This window comes from Micromonospora chalcea (assembly GCF_028768405.1).
Lineage (GTDB): Bacteria > Actinomycetota > Actinomycetes > Mycobacteriales > Micromonosporaceae > Micromonospora > Micromonospora chalcea.
On the sequence record NZ_CP118233.1, the window covers coordinates 2,762,724 to 2,779,301 of the forward strand.

General features: G+C 71.2%; 15 protein-coding genes. 4 read left to right on the forward strand and 11 right to left on the reverse strand.

Annotation, left to right across the window (positions count from 1 at the left end):
* Nucleotides 1-382 precede the first annotated feature (382 nt).
* From PVK74_RS11645 to PVK74_RS11680, 8 genes are read right to left on the reverse strand one after another with little or no spacing between them, the layout of a single operon-like run.
* Nucleotides 383-805 carry a metal-sulfur cluster assembly factor gene (locus PVK74_RS11645; RefSeq protein ID WP_064446423.1) on the reverse strand — a complete coding sequence of 141 codons (423 nt, stop codon included), beginning with the start codon at nt 803-805 and terminating at the stop codon, nt 383-385.
* 11 nt (nt 806-816) lie between these two features.
* Entirely contained in the window at nt 817-1,290 is a 474-nt protein-coding gene (sufU, locus tag PVK74_RS11650; RefSeq protein WP_064445308.1) for a Fe-S cluster assembly sulfur transfer protein SufU, read from the reverse strand.
* Complete coding sequence (locus tag PVK74_RS11655; RefSeq protein WP_064445307.1) at nt 1,290-2,594, reverse strand: cysteine desulfurase; 1,305 nt, start codon at nt 2,592-2,594, stop codon at nt 1,290-1,292. The genes sufU and PVK74_RS11655 overlap by 1 nt, the downstream gene beginning before the upstream one ends.
* A gap of 6 nt (nt 2,595-2,600) precedes the next feature.
* Nucleotides 2,601-3,374, reverse strand: a complete 774-nt coding sequence (gene sufC / locus PVK74_RS11660; protein WP_064445306.1) for a Fe-S cluster assembly ATPase SufC — start codon at nt 3,372-3,374, stop codon at nt 2,601-2,603.
* Nucleotides 3,374-3,718 carry a non-heme iron oxygenase ferredoxin subunit gene (locus PVK74_RS11665; RefSeq protein ID WP_064445305.1) on the reverse strand — a complete coding sequence of 115 codons (345 nt, stop codon included), beginning with the start codon at nt 3,716-3,718 and terminating at the stop codon, nt 3,374-3,376. Before PVK74_RS11665 ends, sufC begins: the two co-directional genes overlap by 1 nt.
* On the reverse strand, nt 3,718-4,860 hold the full coding sequence (gene sufD / locus PVK74_RS11670; protein ID WP_274479062.1) for a Fe-S cluster assembly protein SufD: 1,143 nt from the start codon (nt 4,858-4,860) through the stop codon (nt 3,718-3,720). The genes PVK74_RS11665 and sufD overlap by 1 nt, the downstream gene beginning before the upstream one ends.
* A 56-nt stretch (nt 4,861-4,916) precedes the next feature.
* Nucleotides 4,917-6,347, reverse strand: coding sequence for a Fe-S cluster assembly protein SufB (gene sufB / locus PVK74_RS11675; RefSeq protein WP_013287447.1), 1,431 nt, complete (start codon nt 6,345-6,347; stop codon nt 4,917-4,919).
* On the reverse strand, nt 6,344-7,009 hold the full coding sequence (locus PVK74_RS11680) for a helix-turn-helix transcriptional regulator (protein ID WP_084213138.1): 666 nt from the start codon (nt 7,007-7,009) through the stop codon (nt 6,344-6,346). The genes sufB and PVK74_RS11680 overlap by 4 nt, the downstream gene beginning before the upstream one ends.
* 208 nt (nt 7,010-7,217) lie before the next feature.
* Here PVK74_RS11680 and PVK74_RS11685 point away from each other — a divergent pair, with 208 nt between their 5' ends.
* Nucleotides 7,218-8,180, forward strand: coding sequence for a COX15/CtaA family protein (locus PVK74_RS11685; protein WP_274479063.1), 963 nt, complete (start codon nt 7,218-7,220; stop codon nt 8,178-8,180).
* 72 nt (nt 8,181-8,252) lie between these two features.
* The gene (locus PVK74_RS11690) at nt 8,253-9,920 is read left to right on the forward strand and encodes a right-handed parallel beta-helix repeat-containing protein (protein WP_274479064.1); all 1,668 of its coding nucleotides are present in this window, start codon (nt 8,253-8,255) and stop codon (nt 9,918-9,920) included.
* Between the two features lie 593 nt (nt 9,921-10,513).
* Here the strand turns inward: PVK74_RS11690 and PVK74_RS11695 are convergent.
* From PVK74_RS11695 to PVK74_RS11705, 3 genes are all read right to left on the reverse strand, one after another.
* Nucleotides 10,514-11,431, reverse strand: coding sequence for an ATP-grasp domain-containing protein (locus PVK74_RS11695; protein ID WP_069089090.1), 918 nt, complete (start codon nt 11,429-11,431; stop codon nt 10,514-10,516).
* Nucleotides 11,432-11,440: 9 nt separating this feature from the next.
* On the reverse strand, nt 11,441-11,773 hold the full coding sequence (locus PVK74_RS11700; RefSeq protein WP_013287454.1) for a hypothetical protein: 333 nt from the start codon (nt 11,771-11,773) through the stop codon (nt 11,441-11,443).
* 219 nt (nt 11,774-11,992) lie between these two features.
* Entirely contained in the window at nt 11,993-12,952 is a 960-nt protein-coding gene (locus PVK74_RS11705; protein WP_043329632.1) for a heme o synthase, read from the reverse strand.
* A 264-nt stretch (nt 12,953-13,216) separates the two neighbouring features.
* Between PVK74_RS11705 and tkt the strand changes: the two genes are divergently transcribed.
* Both tkt and tal read left to right on the forward strand, forming a co-directional pair.
* Nucleotides 13,217-15,355, forward strand: a complete 2,139-nt coding sequence (gene tkt / locus PVK74_RS11710) for a transketolase (RefSeq protein WP_043329631.1) — start codon at nt 13,217-13,219, stop codon at nt 15,353-15,355.
* A 16-nt stretch (nt 15,356-15,371) separates the two neighbouring features.
* Nucleotides 15,372-16,550: a transaldolase gene (gene tal / locus PVK74_RS11715; RefSeq protein WP_043331133.1), complete on the forward strand. Its 1,179-nt coding sequence runs from the start codon at nt 15,372-15,374 to the stop codon at nt 16,548-16,550.
* Nucleotides 16,551-16,578: the final 28 nt, after the last annotated feature.

Sequence of the window (16,578 nt, forward strand, 5' to 3'; positions counted from 1 at the left end):
GAGGGCAGGATGCGCTGTCGGCGCGCGGCGGTGGCCGCACGGACAGGAGCCTGCTTCGGGTACGCCTCGATCACCCGCTCATCCTGCCCCCTGGTTCCCCCACCCCGGAACCGGTTTTCCCGCGCCTCGGTTGGACTGAAGATCTTGGTACGAATCTGCCCCCGCTGGGGCGATCTCGTACCAAGATCTCGCTGTTCGGGGCACCAACGCCGGTGGCAGTGCCGCCAGGTCACCTTGATCGACACCACTTCGCCGATGTGGCGGCATCAAAGCCACTCCGACCACACCACATCGGCGTAACGGTGTCGATCATGCCGAGAGAACACCGCGGGCGCGGCACCCCTCAAGGGTGCCGCGCCCGTGGCGGTGACCGGGAGAACTGTCAGACGTTGAAGCCGAGCGAGCGCAGCTGGTCGCGCCCCTCGTCGGTGATCTTGTCGGGGCCCCACGGCGGCAGCCAGACCCAGTTGATCCGGATGTCGTTCACCAGGCCGCCACCGGGACCGGTAGTCAGCGCCTGCCGGGCCTGGTCCTCGATCACGTCGGTCAGCGGGCAGGCCGCCGAGGTCAGCGTCATGTCCAGGGTGGCCACGTTGTCGTCGTCGACGTGGACGCCGTACACCAGGCCCAGGTCGACCACGTTGATGCCCAGCTCGGGGTCGACGACGTCCTTCATCGCCTCTTCGATGTCGCCGATAGCGGCCTTGCCGCCGGCCGGCGCCGCCGCGCCCGCGGCCGCGCCGCCGGCAACAGCACCGTTGACGGCCGCGCCGTCCGTCGCCACCGCGCCAGCCTCGGGGGTCATGTTCTCGTCGCTCATGCCTTCACCTCCGGGCTCACGCCCACCCCGGCGCGTGCCGCGGCGTCCTTGAACGCCATCCACGACAACAGCGCGCACTTCACCCGGGCCGGGTAGCGCGCGACACCCGCGAACGCCACCCCGTCTCCGAGCACGTCCTCGTCCGGCGTGACCTGGCCCCGCCCGGACATCAACTGCACGAACGCCTCGTGCACCACCGCGGCGTCGCTCGCGGCCCTGCCGCGCAGCAGCTCGTGCAGGATGCTCGCCGACGCCTGGCTGATCGAGCAGCCCATCCCGTCGTACGAGATGTCGGTGAACACCGTGCCGTCGGTCGCCACCCGTACGGTGATCTCGTCGCCGCAGGTCGGGTTGACGTGGTGCGCCTCGCCGACCCGGGCGGCCGGGTCCGCCGCGTCCCGCAGGCCGCGGCCGTGCGGGTGCTTGTAGTGGTCCAGGATGATCTCCTGGTAGAGGGATTCGAGCTGCATCACTGGAACACCTTCCGCACCCGCTCCAGACCCGCCACCAGGGCGTCGATCTCCGCGGTGGTGGTGTAGAGGTAGAACGACGCCCGCGTCGTGGCCGGCACCCCGAACCGGGTGCACACCGGCCGGGCGCAGTGGTGGCCCACCCGCACCTGCACGCCGAGCGAGTCGAGCACCTGCCCGACGTCGTGCGGGTGCACGTCACCGAGCGCGAACGAGATCGTCCCGCCCCGGCCCACCGGCACCGTCGGGCCGAAAATCCGCAGGCCGGGCACGGTGGCGAGGGCGTCCAGCGCGTACGCCGTCAGCTCCTTCTCGTGCCACTGGATGGCCGGCATGCCGATCGCGGTGAGGTAGTCCACCGCAGCGCCGAGCGCGACCGCCTCGGCGATCGGCGGGGTGCCCGCCTCGAACCGGGCCGGCGGCGCGGCGAACGTCGAGCCGCCCATGGTCACCGTCTCGATCATCGAGCCGCCGCCCATCACCGGGGGCATCGCGGCGAGCAGCTCGCCCCGGCCCCAGAGCACGCCGATGCCGGTCGGGCCGCACATCTTGTGCCCGGTGAAGACGATGAAGTCGGCGTCGTGGTCGACCACGTCCATCGGCAGGTGCGGCACCGACTGCGAGCAGTCGAGCAGCAGCAGCGCGCCGACCTCGCGGACCCGCGCGGTGATCCGCGAGGTGGCGTTGACGGTGCCGAGGATGTTCGACATGTGCACCAGCGAGACGATCTTCGTCCGCTCGGTGACCAGGTCGTCCAGGCCGGACTCGTCGAGCCGGCCCTGGTCGGTGACCGGGAACCAGCGCAGCGTCGCGCCGGTGCGCTCCGCCAGCAGCTGCCACGGGACGATGTTCGAGTGGTGCTCCATCTCGGAGATCACGATCTCGTCGCCGGGGCCCAGCCGGAACCGGGGGTCGCCGTCCGCGCGCAGCGAGGCGTTGGAGAAGGCGTACGCCACGATGTTGATCGCCTCGGTGGAGTTCTTGGTGAACACCACCTCGTCCACGCTCGGCGCGTTGATGAACGCGGCGATCTTCGCCCGCGCGCCCTCGTACGCCTCGGTGGCCTCGGTGCCCAGCGTGTGCACCGAGCGCGACACGTTGGCGTTGTGCAGCGCGTAGTGCTCGGCGAGCACGTCGAGCACCTGCCGCGGCTTGTGCGAGGTGTTGGCGCTGTCCAGGTAGACCAGCGGGTGGCCGTTGACCTCCCGGTCGAGGATCGGGAAGTCGGCCCGCACCTTCGCCACGTCGAAGCGCGGCACGTCGTCGTACTGCGGCATGCCCGCCGGGATGGCCATCGAGGTCATGGCAGGTCAGGCCCGTGCCGCGCCGGCTCCGGCGACGTAGCGCTCGTAGCCCTCTTCCTCGAGCTTGTCGGCCAGCTCCCGGCCGCCCTGCTCGACGATCCGGCCGGCCACGAAGACGTGCACGAAGTCGGGCTTGATGTAACGCAGGATGCGCGTGTAGTGGGTGATCAGCAGCAGGCCGGTGTCACCGGTGTCGCGTACCCGGTTCACGCCCTCGCTGACCACGCGCAGCGCGTCCACGTCCAGGCCGGAGTCGGTCTCGTCGAGGATCGCCATCTTCGGCTTGAGCAGCTCCAGCTGCACGATCTCGTGCCGCTTCTTCTCGCCGCCGGAGAAGCCCTCGTTGACGTTGCGCTGGGCGAACGCCGGGTCCATCTGAAGGCGCTCCATGGCACCGCGCAGCTCGCCGCCCCAGGTGCGCAGCTTCGGCGCCTCACCGTCGATGGCGGTCTTGGCGGTACGCAGGAAGTTGGCCACCGACACGCCGGGGACCTCGACCGGGTACTGCATGGCCAGGAAGAGACCGGCGCGGGCCCGCTCGTCGACGGACATGGACAGCACGTCCTCGCCGTCGAGGGTCACCTCGCCGCCGGTGATCTCGTACTTCGGGTGACCGGCGATCGAGTACGCCAGCGTCGACTTGCCGGAGCCGTTCGGGCCCATGATGGCGTGCGTCTCGCCGGAGCGCACGGTCAGGTCGACCCCGTGCAGGATCGGCTTGAGCTCACCCTCGGGCAGCTTGACCGACACCTTCAGGTCGCGGATCTCCAGGGTGCTCATCAGCGGGTCACTCCATTGCTCGGCAGCGGACGGCCGTCGCCGTCCACGGAAAGGTAGATGTCGCCGTCGCGGACTTCGACGGAATAGACGGGTACGGGTTCGGTCGCGGGCAGCCCGGTGGGCTCACCGGTACGCAGGTCGAAACGGGATCCGTGCAGCCAGCATTCCAGCGTGCAGCCCTCGACCTCGCCCTCGGACAGCGCCACGGCGGCGTGCGAGCACTCGTCGTGCACCGCGTAGAACACGTCGTCCTCGCCGTGCACGATCGCGACCTGCACGCCGTCCACGTCGGCGCTGATCGCGGTGCCCTTCGGCACGTCCTCGGTGGAGCAGATCTTGAGCATCAGGCGCCGGCCTTCGCCAGCCGGGCCTCGATGGCGTCACCGAGGCGCTCGCGCAGGTCCTCGACCGGGATCTTGTTGATCAGCTCGGCGAAGAAGCCGCGCACCACCAGGCGCCGCGCCTCGGCCTCCGGGATGCCCCGGGCCATCAGGTAGAACAGCTGCTCGTCGTCGAACCGGCCGGTCGCGCTGGCGTGCCCGGCGCCGGCGATCTCGCCGGTCTCGATCTCCAGGTTGGGTACGGAGTCGGCCCGCGCGCCGTCGGTGAGCAGCAGGTTCCGGTTGATCTCGTACGTGTCGGTGCCGGTGGCCTCGGCGCGGATCAGCACGTCGCCGACCCAGACCGTGTGCGCGTCGTCGCCCTGCAGCGCGCCCCGGTAGCCGACGTTGCTGCGGCAGTCCGGCACGGTGTGGTCGACCAGCTGCCGGTGCTCCAGGTGCTGGCCGGAGTCGGCGAAGTAGACGCCGTACAGCTCGGCCTCGCCGCCGCGCTGGGTGTACTCCACCGACGTGTACTGCCGGACCAGGTCGCCGCCGAGGCTGACCTGCACGTGCAGGATCCGGGCGTCGCGTCCCAGCCGCACCTTCAGGTGCTGCGCCTGCACCGCGTCGTCGGCCCAGTCGGCGACGGTGACCAGGGTCAGCTTCGCCCCGTCGCCCACCGACACCTCGACGTTGTCGGCCAGCGTGGCCGAGCCGACGTGCTCGATCACCACTGTGGCCTCGGCGAACCGGTCCACCTCGACGAACGTGTGGCCGAAGGCGAGCGCCTCGGCGTTCTCGCCGACCACCCGCAGGCGCACCGGCGCCTCCACCACCGCGTCGCGGGCGACCCGCACCAGCAGCGCGCGGTCGGCCCCGCCGTACGCGAGCGCGCTGACCCGGTCGAACGGGGTGAGCACGCTGCCCACCCGGGGGTCGTCCCGGCCGATCCGGTCGACGGCGACGCCCTCGGGCAGGTCACCGTACTCGTGCCGGACCGCGCCGGTCGCGCCCTGCGCCGACCCGGTCAGGCCGCGCAGGCGCTTGAGCGGGGTGAAGCGCCACTCCTCCTCCAGGCCGGTCAGGGCCGGGAAGTCTGCGACGTCGTACGAGCGGAGCGCCTGCGACTTGGTCGTGGGCGGCGCGGAAGCCTGGGTAGTCATCTCTTCCTTGTGTTCTGCGACGAGGTGTCAGGTGAGGCGGAGGACGGGGGCCGGCGTCAGCCGACCGCGCCCTCCATCTGCAGCTCGATCAGGCGGTTGAGCTCCAGCGCGTACTCCATCGGAAGCTCCTTGGCGATCGGCTCGATGAAGCCGCGCACGATCATCGCCATCGCCTCGTCCTCGCTCAGGCCCCGGCTCATCAGGTAGAAGAGCTGGTCCTCGCTGACCTTGGAGACGGTCGCCTCGTGCCCCATCGACACGTCGTCCTCGCGGATGTCGACGTACGGGTAGGTGTCGGAGCGGGAGATCGTGTCGACCAGGAGCGCGTCGCACTTGACCGTGCTCTTGCTGCTGGTCGAGCCCTCCAGCACCTGCACCAGACCGCGGTACGAGGTGCGGCCGCCGCCCCGGGCGATCGACTTCGACACGATGGTCGAGGAGGTGTGCGGCGCGGCGTGCACCATCTTGGCGCCGGCGTCCTGGTGCTGGCCCTCGCCGGCCATGGCCACCGAGAGCACCTCGCCCTTGGCGTGCTCGCCGGTCATGTAGACCGCCGGGTACTTCATGGTGACCTTGGAGCCGATGTTGCCGTCGACCCACTCCATGGTCGCGCCCTCGTGGCACACGGCACGCTTGGTGACCAGGTTGTAGACGTTGTTCGACCAGTTCTGGATGGTCGTGTACCGGCACCGGGCGTTCTTCTTGACGATGATCTCCACGACCGCGCTGTGCAGCGAGTCGGAGGAGTAGATGGGCGCGGTGCAACCCTCGACGTAGTGCACGTACGCGCCCTCGTCGACGATGATCAGCGTCCGCTCGAACTGGCCCATGTTCTCCGTGTTGATCCGGAAGTAGGCCTGCAGCGGGATGTCCACGTGCACGCCCTTCGGCACGTAGATGAACGAGCCACCGGACCAGACGGAGGTGTTCAGCGCGGCGAACTTGTTGTCGCCGACCGGGATGACCGTGCCGAAGTACTCCTTGAACAGGTCCTCGTGCTCCTTGAGCGCGGTGTCGGTGTCCAGGAAGACGACGCCCTGCTCCTCCAGGTCCTCACGGATCTGGTGGTAGACCACCTCGGACTCGTACTGCGCCGCGACACCGGCGACCAGGCGCTGCTTCTCCGCCTCCGGGATGCCGAGCTTGTCGTAGGTGTTCTTGATGTCCTCGGGCAGGTCCTCCCAGGAGGTGGCCTGCTTCTCGGTGGACCGCACGAAGTACTTGATGTTGTCGAAGTCGATCCCGGTGAGGTCGGCGCCCCAGTTCGGCATCGGCTTGCGGCCGAACAGCCGCAGGCCCTTGAGCCGCAGGTCGAGCATCCAGGCCGGCTCGTTCTTCTTGGCCGAGATGTCCCGCACCACCGCCTCGCTGAGGCCGCGCTGGGCGGACGCCCCGGCGACGTCGGGGTCGGCCCAGCCGTACTCGTAACGACCGAGGGCCGCGAGCTGCTCCTCCTGGGTCAGGGGCTGAACGATCTGCTCGGTCATTTATCTGTCCTCACAGTGGTGACGGTGGAACCGGACTGGGCGGGAATGTGCGTGGTGCACACGCCGTCGCCGTGCGCGATGGTGGCCAGGCGCTGTACGTGGGTGCCGACCAGACGGGAGATGACCTCGGTCTCGGCCTCGCACAGCTGAGGGAACTCGGCGGCCACGTGCGCCACCGGGCAGTGGTGCTGGCAGAGCTGGCCGCCGGAGGCGATCGTGGACGCGTTCGCAGCGTAACCCTCGGCGGTGAGCGCCCCGGCAAGCGCCTCGGCCCGCGCGAGCGGCGCGTCACCCGCGTCCTCCATGGCCGCCCGGCAGCGGGTCTCCAGCGCGGAGACCTGCTCGGCCGCGAACGCCGCGACCGCCTCGGCGCCGCCGGTGCGGGCGATCCACCGCAGCGCGGCGGTGGCCATGTTGTCGTAGTGGTGGGTGCCGCAGCGGCCCCGGGCCGCCTCGGTGAGCGCGAAGACCTTGGCCGGCCGGCCCCGCCCCCGGCTGCCCCGCACGACCTGGTCGCGGGCGACCACGTCGCCGTCGGCGAGCATGGCGTCGAGGTGCCGGCGGATCGCGGCCGGGCTGAGGCCGAGCGCCGAGCCGAGCTGCGCGGCGGTGGTGGCGCCGCGCTCCAGCAGGAGCTGGGTGACCCGGTCACGGGTCGACAGGTCGGCCGGAGCGGACTCCCGCTCGACGTGCCGGGTGCCACGACGCGACCGCGAACCGCCGGTGACCGCACTGGTCACCGACGCCCGGGACAGCGCCGCCGCGTTTTTCACAACGGCAACGTTACGTAAATCGTCCGGGGCTCGCAAACCCGGGTCCGGTGATTCCGACCACCGGGGTGGCGGAGTCACCCGATCGGGATCAACTACGGTGCGTAGGATTCGCTCCGTGAAGCGTTCCGTCCGGTTCCCGGTCTCGTCCACGCTGCTGCGCCGCCTCGCGCTCGCCTCGATCATCGCGAACGTCGCGATCGTGGTCACCGGCGGGGCCGTCCGGCTCACCGCGTCCGGCCTCGGCTGCCCCACCTGGCCCCGGTGCACCGACGACTCCTACACCACGACCGCCGAGATGGGCGTGCACGGGGTGATCGAGTTCGGCAACCGGCTGCTCACCTTCGCGGTGGGGATCATCGCACTCGCCGTCGTGCTCGCCGTGCTGGCCCACCGTCCCCGTCGGCGCGGGCTGCTCCCCCTGGCCGTCGGCGTGCTGTTCGGCATCCCGGCCCAGGCGGTCATCGGCGGCATCACCGTGCTGACCAACCTCAACCCGTGGGTGGTCGGGCTGCACTTCCTCGCCTCGATGGCGGTCATCGCCGCCGCGTACGCGCTCTGGCGGCGGATCAAGGAGCCGGACGGGCCGGTCACCCCGACCGTGCCGGCGCCGCTGCGTACCCTCGCCTGGATCACCACGGCGGTGAGCGCGTCGGTGCTGGTGGTCGGCACCTGGGTGACCGGCAGCGGCCCGCACGCCGGCGACCACGGCGCGGCCCGCAACGGCCTCGACCCGACGGCGATCTCGCAGGTGCACGCGGACGGCGTCTTCCTGCTGATCGGCCTCTCGGTGGCGCTGTACTTCGCGTTCCGGGCGGTCGGCGCGGCGCGCGCGGCGCGGGCCGCCGCCGTGCTGATCGCGGTCGAGCTGGGCCAGGGCGTGATCGGCTTCGTCCAGTACTTCACCCACCTGCCCGCCGTGCTCGTCGGCGCGCACATGCTCGGCTCCTGCCTGGTGCTGCTGGCCACGCTCGGCGTCCTGTTCGCGACCCGGGAGCGGCTGCCGGCCGCCCCGCCGGCCCCGGCCGAGCCGGTCGCCGAGCCGGTGGGCGCCGGCGCCTGAGCGGGCGTTATCGCGCGACGGGAACGGGAAAGCGGTCCGTGCCACGGACCGTACGCCCGAGGGGAGTTCCCGGTGCCGCGCAAGAGCCTCGCCACCACCACGCCGCAACGGCTGACGCCGGTCGCCGGCGCGCCGCTGTGGTGCGACGCCCACGAGCACGGCCTCACCGGCGACGGGGGGACGAACGACCAGCCGGCGCTGGCGGCCCTGGTGGACCGGCTCGGCGCCGGGTACGACGCCGACGGCCGGGCCCGGGTGATCTACTGTCCGCCCGGCCTGTACTCGATCCGCGACGCCGGCACCGTCTGGCGCAGCGGTGTCTCGCTGATCGGCGCCGGACCGGCCGCGACCCGGTTCCTGCTCAGCAACGAGGGCGACCGCAGCGCACCGGTCCCGCTGGCGTACTGGACCACCGTGCAGCACGGCGCCGACCGGGACCGGCACATCGCCGACTGCACGTTCGCCGACTTCGAGATCGACGGCTCCGGGGTCGCCCAGACCTCCTACGACTACCTGGCCAAGGGGCTGGGCCTGCAGTACGTGGTGCGCGGCGTGTTCCGCAACCTCTACATCCACCACACCGGGGCGACCGGCCTGGGCTGTGACTTCCTCCAGGACAGCCTGATCGACGGCGTGGTCGTGGTGGGGTGCGGCCGGCTGGACAACGGCGACCAGATGGGCGGCGCCGGGATCGGCGTCGGTATCGGCGGCTGGGGCGACGTGGAGCGCCTCACCATCGCCAACTGCACCACCATCGGCAACGGCACCAACGGGATCTTCCTGGAGTTGCAGAAGGACTACTGGACCCCACCGCGCGGTTTCCGGATCATCGGCTGCCACAGCCAGGCCAACCGGTTCGGCATCTCCGACTGGGGCGCCGACGGGCTGATCGTCTCCGGCTGCACCATGACCAACAACCTGGAGGCCGGCTTCGACGTGTCCGGCAACGGCACCGCCGGGGTGGCCGGGCGCGGCGGCCTGCTCACCGGCTGCGTGATCGACGCCAACGTCGGCGACGGGATCAGCATGGGCAACACCCCCGGCCCGTACACGGTGCAGGGCAACCGGATCAGCCGCAACGGCGGTTTCGGCTACCACGAGCACGACCTGGGCCACGGCTACCGGGGCGCGGCGGCCGACGTGGTGATCCAGGACAACGACATCCGGGAGAACGCGCTGGACGGCATCCGGATCGACCGGCCGATGCTGGACACCTCGATCGTGGGCAACCGGATCCGGGACAACGGCCGTCGCTCCGCCCCGGCCTGCTCCGGCTCCGGCGAGGCGGTGCGCTACGGCCCGCGCGAGCTCACCGACGGCAACGCGGACTGGCCCGACGGCGGGCACCGGGGCAAGGTGGTCCGGGTCGGCTCACGGGACGCGGTGGTGTCCGACAACAGCGCCACCCGGCTCTCCCTGGCCGAGGTACGCCCGGACGGCACCACCGGCTGGAACGAGGCCACCCCGGGGCCGGGCACGAGGTACGAGCTGCCGGACGGCCCGCCGGCCTGCGGCGGCATCACCATCGCCGCGCCGTTCGACTCGGCCACCGTGCGCGCCAACCGGATCTGGCACCGAGACGCCGACACCCAGGCGTACGGCATCTGGGTCACCGAGGCGGGCAGTTGCGTCTCCTGCGCGTTCGAGGACAACGACCTGGCCGGCGCCGAGGCCGCGCTGCGGCTGGACACGCCGCCGATCGGCGGCCGCTGGACACGCAACCACAGCGACCGCGACTGACCTCCCGGCGGCGCGGGCGGCACCGGCGGCTCGGGCGGCTCCGGTTCAGCCGGGCCGGCGTCGGTGGTGACAGCCAGCATGACCAAGCTGCCGTTGCTGACCGCGTACGCGACGATCAGCACCCAGAGATCGCCGTCGCGGTGCAGCAGCCTGGCGACGTGCAGGCCGAGCAGCGCGCGCTGATGGTATCGAAGACGCGGCCCGGTGGGCCCCGGCGAAAGCCGCCGACGCCACGATGGCGGCGACGGCCGGCAAACGCGCCGCCAGCCCGAGTGGAAACGCGCCCCCTCGTGCCACCCATGGCGTTCCACTCACGGCACGGACGGATCGCGAGTGGAACACCATGGGTACCTGGACAGCCCTGAGACACCCATGCTGTTCCACCCAGGGCCGCGGCAGACAGCGAGTGGAACACCGTGGGTGCCTCGAGCCCTGAGACAGCCTGGCGTTGCGTGCACCGCGTCGGGTGGGTCGGCGAGGTGCGTCCGCAGCCGGGAGGGTCGCGGTCCCGGGCCCGCTGCCAAAGCCCGGACGCCGCCAGGGCCGGCACGCTCGCCACGGCCACGGCCACGGCCGCGGCCAGGCGGGACGGGTCAGGCGCGGGGGGTCAAGTGGGTGAGCACCGCGTCGGCGAGCCGGTCCGGGGCGCCGTCGGCGTACCCGACGAACAGGCTCGGCTCGGTCAGCTCCAGCTCGACCAGCACGGGCGTGCCGTCCGGGCCGGGGATCAGGTCGACCCGGGCGTAGAGCAGCCGGTCCGGGCCGCCCGGCACGGCTGCCAGCACCTTCTCGGCCACCGCGCGCTGCTCCGCGGTGGCGGTGCGCGCGTCGATGCGCTCCTCCTTGTAGAGCGCGGCCTCGCCCAGGTCCGGCCCGGTCAGCATCGGACCCTTGCGGATCGCGTGGCTGAACGCCAGGCCGTCGGGCCCGGCCAGGAACAGCAGCGCGGTCTCCCCGGCGGTGTCCACCGCCTCCAGGTACGGCTGGACCATGGTGACCCGCCCGGCGTCGGAGAGCCGCCGTACGTGGGCCACCGCCAGTTCCCGGTGTTCCCTGTCGGTCAGGTCGTAGCGGCCGGTGTCCTGGCTGCCGGCGCTGACCGCCGGCTTGATCACGTACTCGCCGCCCGCCGGTGGGGTCCACTCCCGCCCGGGCTCGACCCACTGCGTCGGCACGGTGGGCGCTCCGGCGGCGGAAAGCTCGGACAGGTAGCGCTTGTCGGTGTTCCAGGCGACCACGTCGGCCGGGTTGACCAGGGCCGGCACGGTACGCGCCCAGGCCACGAACTCGTCGCGCCGCCGCGCGTAGTCCCACGGGGAGCGGATCACGACCAGGTCGTACCCGGACCAGTCGACGGCCGGGTCGTCCCAGACCGCGATCTCGGTGGTGACCCCGCGGGCGGCGAGCGGGCCGAGCGCGAGCCGGTCGTCCGGGTCGAGGTCGGGCAGCTCGGCGCAGGTGACGAAAGCGACCCGGGGTCTCCCCCGGGTCGACTGGTGGTGGTTGGTCATTCGGTTATGTCAACGGGCCATCGTGCGCCGGGCCATCGACCGCCACAGGTCGTTGCTCGGACGCATCTGGTCCATCAGTTCACGCTCCCAGGCGTTCTCGACGTCGACCCCGGCCTTCGCGCAGGCCTGCCGCGCGACGTCGGTGCCGTCGGCGAACTGGTCTGCCCATACCCCGTCGGAACCCACGAGGACGATCCGTGCGCCGCGCTTGCCGACGTACTCGATGACCGCCTTCGCGCCGCCGTGTCCGGCGGCGAACGACTTGATGCCCGCGACCAGGCCGTTGGGGGCCTGCTCCGCGGTCTTGTCAGCCGTCAGCGTCGTATCGGAACCATCTGCCATGACGCGAAGCCTAAGCAGAGTTCCACCCGGATGTGCGAGAACCATGAACTGAATGTGATGCCAATTACCCGCCGGTTTAAGAAGAACCACAGGTAATTCGCCTGAATATGTCGCTTATATCTGGGCGAAGCGGGCGGGCGAGATCGTCACAATCTGTCCGGGTTGGACCCCTCCGGGGAAGCCCGAAAAAAATTTCTGATGAACCGCCGGACGGGCGCGTCAGAGCAGCGCGTCGAGCGCGACGGCCGCGAAGAGGATCGTGAGGTACGTGGTGGACCAGTGGAACAGCCGCATCGGCTTGACCGCCTCGCCCCGCGTCGCGCGACGGCACAGCTTGTGCGCCTCGACGAGGAAGATCCCGCCGACCACGAGCGCGGTGACACCGTAGATCGGGCTCATCCCGAGCGGCCAGACCGCCAGCGAGGAGAGCACGGTCAGCCAGGAGAACCCGATGATCTCGGCGTTGACCCGCCGGACCGAGGCCACCACCGGCAGCATCGGCACGCCGGCGCGCGCGTAGTCGGCCTTGTACTTGATGGCCAGCGCGTAGAAGTGCGGCATCTGCCAGAAGAAGACCACGGCGAAGAGGCCCCACGCGGCCGGCGCCAGCGAGCCGGTGACGGCGGCCCAGCCGATCAGCACCGGCGCGGCCCCGCAGATGCCGCCCCAGAACGTGTTGGCGGCGGTGGTCCGCTTCAGCCACAGCGTGTAGACCAGGTCGTAGTAGGCGATCGCGGCGAGCGTCAGCACCGTCGCCAGCCAGTTGGTGGTCGCCGCCATCAGCGCCACCGAGACGGCCGCCAGCACCAGACCGAAGATCAGCGCGCTGCGCGGCGAAACCGTGTGCGCGGGCAGTGGGCGGCGCTTGGTGCGCCGCATGAGCTGGTCGATGTCCCGGTCGATGTAGCAGTTCAGGACGCTCGCCGCGCCGGCCGCGAGCGAGCCGCCGACGAGCACGACGGCGACCAGCCACAGCGACGGCATGCCGCCGTCCGCGAGCATCATCGCCGGAACGGTGGTGACCAGCAGCAGCTCGACGATCCGCGGCTTGGTCAGCGCCACGTACGCCGCCACCACGGCGCGTACGTCCCGCCGGCCGCTCGCCGGCGCCTCCGCCACCGCGCCCACCGGCGGCTGCCCGGCAGGGTTGCTGACGGGGCGCTCGGTGATCATGCTCACGGATTGCCACCTTCCGGCATCGGCGGGGGGAGGTCGTTCGGCCCGGACCCGTCGAGGTCCACACACCGCCCCACACACTACGCGGCGTCGTTTTGGCTGCCCCGCAGACCCGGCAACGGTGCGAGCCGTCACACCTGGGGTTGAACGACCGGACGTCCGCGATCCGTACAGAACAGCATGCTGAGATCCCCGGGCGGAGGTTTAGCACCGCTCGATAGGGTCATCAGTGAGGGTTCCGCCCATCTGCCGAGGAGCACAACCATCGTGGCTGCCAACCGACCCGAGCTTCCCGCTCTCAACTGGTCCGACCTCGACCGCAGGGCCGTCGACACGGTCCGCGTGCTGGCCATGGACGCCGTGGAGAAATCCGGCAACGGCCACCCGGGGACGGCGATGAGCCTCGCCCCGGTGGCGTACCTGCTCTTCAACCGGGTCATGCGGCACAACCCCGCCGACCCGAACTGGGCCGGGCGCGACCGGTTCGTGCTCTCCGCCGGCCACTCCAGCCTGACGCTCTACATCCAGCTCTTCCTCTCCGGCTACCCGCTGTCGCTGGACGACCTCAAGGCGCTGCGCCAGTGGGGCTCGCTCACCCCGGGTCACCCGGAGCACGGCCACACCCCGGGCGTGGAGACCACCACCGGGCCGCTCGGCCAGGGCCTCGGCAACGCGGTCGGCATGGCGATGGCGGCCCGCCGCGAGCGCGGCCTGTTCGACAGCGAGCCGGACCGCGCCGACTCGCCGTTCCGGCACGACATCTGGTGCATCGCCTCCGACGGTGACATCGAGGAGGGCATCACCCACGAGGCCAGCGCGCTCGCCGGTCACCAGCAGCTCGGCAACCTCTGCGTGATCTACGACGACAACGAGATCTCGATCGAGGACGACACCCGCATCGCCAAGAGCGAGGACGTGGCGGCCCGCTACGAGGCGTACGGCTGGCACGTGCAGACCGTCGACTGGCGCAGCGGCGACGCCGACCAGGGCGACTACCACGAGGACGTGGAGGCGCTGTACCAGGCGCTGCTGGCCGCCAAGGCGGAGACCGGCCGGCCGTCGTTCATCGCGCTGCGCACCATCATCGGCTGGCCCGCGCCGAACAAGAAGAACACCGGCAAGATCCACGGCTCGGCGCTCGGCGCGGACGAGGTGAAGGCCACCAAGGAGATCCTCGGCTTCGACCCGCAGCGCACCTTCGAGGTCGACGAGGAGGTGCTCAAGCACGCCCGTCAGGTGCTGGAGCGTGGCGCGCAGGAGCAGGCCGAGTGGACCACCGGGTTCGACGCCTGGGCGCAGGCCAACCCGGAGCGCAAGGCGCTGTGGGACCGGATGGCCACCCGTACGCTGCCGACCGGCTGGACCGACGCGCTGCCGACCTTCCCGGCGGACGCCAAGGGCGTCGCCACCCGGGCCGCCTCCGGCAAGATCCTGGAGGCCCTGGCGCCGGTGCTGCCGGAGCTGTGGGGCGGCTCGGCCGACCTGGCCGAGAGCAACAACACCACGATGAAGGGCGAGCCGTCGTTCGTCCCGGCCGCGCACGCCACCAAGGACTTCCCCGGTGACGAGTACGGCCGCACGCTGCACTTCGGCATCCGCGAGCACGCCATGGGCGCGATCCTCAACGGCATCGCCCTGCACGGCGGCACCCGCCCGTACGGCGGCACGTTCCTGGTGTTCAGCGACTACATGCGCCCGGCGGTGCGGCTGGCCGCGCTGATGAAGCTGCCGGTGACGTACGTCTGGACGCACGACTCGATCGGCCTCGGCGAGGACGGCCCGACGCACCAGCCGATCGAGCACCTGACCGCGCTGCGGGCCATCCCCGGCCTGGACGTGGTGCGCCCGGCCGACGCCAACGAGACGGTCTGGGCGTGGCGGCAGGCGCTGGAGCACACCGACCGGCCGACCGCGCTGGCGCTCAGCCGCCAGGCGCTGCCGACGTTCGACCGCACCGACCTGGCCGGCGCCGAGGGCGTCGCCAAGGGCGGGTACGTGCTGGCCGAGGCGTCGAACGGCAAGCCGCAGGTGATCCTCGTCGGCACCGGCTCCGAGGTGCAGCTCTGCCTCACCGCACGGGAGCGGCTGGAGGCCGACGGCACCCCCACCCGGGTCGTCTCCATGCCCTGCCAGGAGTGGTTCTTCGCGCAGGACGAGGCGTACCGGGAGTCGGTGCTGCCGCGCGGGGTAAAGGCACGGGTGAGCGTGGAGGCGGGCATCGCGATGTCGTGGCGCGCGATCGTCGGCGACAGCGGCGAGTGCGTGAGCATCGAGCACTACGGCGCCAGCGCGCCGCACACCGTGCTCTTCGAGCAGTTCGGGTTCACCCCCGACCGGATCGTGGCCGCCGCGCACGCGGCGCTGACCCGGGTGGGCGACATCACCGGTTTCACGACCGGCAACTGAGGGGAGCGTGGACGGCATGACGGACAGGCTGAAGGAGCTCCAGGGCGCCGGGGTGGCGATCTGGCTCGACGATCTCTCCCGGGTACGGCTGAGCTCCGGCGGGCTGGACAAGCTGCGCCGGGAGAGCCACGTAGCCGGGGTGACCACCAATCCGACGATCTTCGCCAAGGCGCTGAGCGACGCCGGCGAGTACGACTGGCAGCTTCGTGACCTCGCCGTACGTGGTGTGGACGTCGAGGAGGCGGTCCGCATGCTCACCACGTACGACGTGCGGTGGGCCTGCGACGTGATGCGCCCGTCGTACGAGACCAGCGGCGGCGTGGACGGCCGGGTGTCGATCGAGGTGGACCCGCGCTCGGCGCACGACGCGGCGAAGACCGTCGCCGAGGCCAAGGCGCTGTGGTGGCTGGTCGACCGGCCGAACCTGTTCATCAAGATCCCGGCCACCGAGGAGGGCCTGCCCGCGATCACCGCGACGCTGGCCGAGGGGATCAGCGTCAACGTCACGCTGATCTTCGGCCTGGACCGGTACTCGCAGGTGATGGAGGCCTTCCTGGCCGGACTGGAGCAGGCGCAGGCCAACGGGCACGACCTGTCGAAGATCGGCTCGGTCGCCTCGTTCTTCGTCTCCCGGGTCGACACCGAGGTGGACAAGCGGCTGGAGAAGATCGGCTCGGACCGGGCCAAGGCGCTGCGCGGCAAGGCCGCTGTCGCCAACGCCCGGCTGGCGTACGAGCGTTACGGCGAGGTGTTCTCCTCGGCGCGCTGGCAGAAGCTGGCCGACGCGGGCGCCCACCCGCAGCGCCCGCTGTGGGCCTCCACCTCGACGAAGAACCCGGACTACCGGGACGTCATCTACGTCGAGGAGCTGATCGCGCCCGGCACCGTCAACACCATGCCGGAGCCGGTGATCCACGCCTACGCCGAGCACGGCGAGACGAAGCCGGACACCGTCACCGTCGCGTACGACGACGCCCGCCAGGTCTTCGCCGACCTGCTGGCGGTGGGCGTTGACCTGTCCGACGTGATCGCCACGCTGGAGCGCGAGGGCGTGGAGAAGTTCGAGGCGAGCTGGGTGGAGCTGCTGGAGGGGGTCAAGAAGTCCCTCGCCGAGGCGGCCAAGGGCTCGGGCAGCCCGCACCGGGCCGCCGGGAAGAACGCGCAGGCGGCGCAGCAGGCCGGCGGCAACGCGTGACAGACGGCGTCCGACGCGTCCCGGGGCC

Coding starts and splice junctions, on each gene's coding strand:
- PVK74_RS11695 (WP_069089090.1), bottom strand. CDS start 11,431: ATGACCAACCACCACCAGTCGACCCGGGGGAGACCCCGGGTCGCTTTC.
- tal (WP_043331133.1), top strand. CDS start 15,372: ATGACGGACAGGCTGAAGGAGCTCCAGGGCGCCGGGGTGGCGATCTGG.
- sufB (WP_013287447.1), bottom strand. CDS start 6,347: ATGACCGAGCAGATCGTTCAGCCCCTGACCCAGGAGGAGCAGCTCGCG.
- sufU (WP_064445308.1), bottom strand. CDS start 1,290: ATGCAGCTCGAATCCCTCTACCAGGAGATCATCCTGGACCACTACAAG.
- PVK74_RS11645 (WP_064446423.1), bottom strand. CDS start 805: ATGACCCCCGAGGCTGGCGCGGTGGCGACGGACGGCGCGGCCGTCAAC.
- sufD (WP_274479062.1), bottom strand. CDS start 4,860: ATGACTACCCAGGCTTCCGCGCCGCCCACGACCAAGTCGCAGGCGCTC.
- sufC (WP_064445306.1), bottom strand. CDS start 3,374: ATGAGCACCCTGGAGATCCGCGACCTGAAGGTGTCGGTCAAGCTGCCC.
- PVK74_RS11655 (WP_064445307.1), bottom strand. CDS start 2,594: ATGACCTCGATGGCCATCCCGGCGGGCATGCCGCAGTACGACGACGTG.
- PVK74_RS11665 (WP_064445305.1), bottom strand. CDS start 3,718: ATGCTCAAGATCTGCTCCACCGAGGACGTGCCGAAGGGCACCGCGATC.
- PVK74_RS11700 (WP_013287454.1), bottom strand. CDS start 11,773: ATGGCAGATGGTTCCGATACGACGCTGACGGCTGACAAGACCGCGGAG.